We start from the raw sequence: 837 nt of genomic DNA, 5'->3' as shown, positions 1-837 counted from the left end.
ACAATATGAAAGCGGTCGAGTACGATTTTTACATTCGGAAAAAGCTGTTTAGCAAGTTGATAATAGGGACTAAACATATCCATGGTAATCACTTTGACCTGATTTCTAACCTTTCTAGGATATCGTAGAAAGTGGTTTCGGATGGTTGCTTGAGTTCTTCCGTCAAGGATAGCGATAACGTTTAGGGAGTTGAAATCTTGTGCGATAAAGCTCATTTTCCCCTTTTTGAAGGCATACTCATCCCAGCTCATTACCTCAGGTAAGGTATTCCAATCTGTTTCAAACTTGAACTCATTGAGTTTTCGAATAACTGATGATGTTGAGATTGATAGTCTATGTGCAATATGTGTCATTGCTTGATTTTCGATGAGTAATTGGGCAATTTTCTGGTTAACAGCGATAGAGATTTGGTGGTTTTTCTTGACAAGAGGAGTTTCAGCGACCGCTATTTTTCCGCAATCTTTACACTTGAATCGACGCTTTCGAAGCCGGATAAGCAGTGGGAAACCAGCTGTTTCTAGGTAGGGGATCTTTGAGGCTTTCTGGAAATCGTATTTTGCCATTTGTCCCTTGCAGGAAGGGCATTTAGGGGTTGTGTAATCCAAGTGACCGTGGAGTTCTAAGTGAGTTCCTAGGTCATATTCATCAGTGATAGTGATGTTTTTGTCTTTAATTCTGAGAAAATTTGTGATAAGATTTAGTTGTTCCATATGAGTCTTTCTAAAATGATAGTTTGAGCACTTTTCATTATAGGTCATATGGGACTTTTTTTCTATACTCAAAAAAGCTCCATAATTTCCATGGTGGATTTACCCACTACAGAAATTATAGAGCCAA

General features: G+C 38.4%; 1 protein-coding gene. It reads right to left on the bottom strand.

Going from position 1 to position 837, the window contains the following annotated elements; translation table 11 throughout:
* Positions 1-710 (bottom strand): ISL3 family transposase (locus NF418_RS10285; RefSeq protein ID WP_256779530.1); only part of this gene is annotated, 710 nt, incomplete at its 3' end.
* Positions 711-837 lie beyond the last annotated feature (127 nt).

It is taken from the genome of Streptococcus suis (assembly GCF_024509555.1).
GTDB lineage: Bacteria > Bacillota > Bacilli > Lactobacillales > Streptococcaceae > Streptococcus > Streptococcus suis_AD.
Note: the sequence above shows the minus strand (reverse complement) of the source record. Positions and strands in the feature narration are given on the sequence as shown.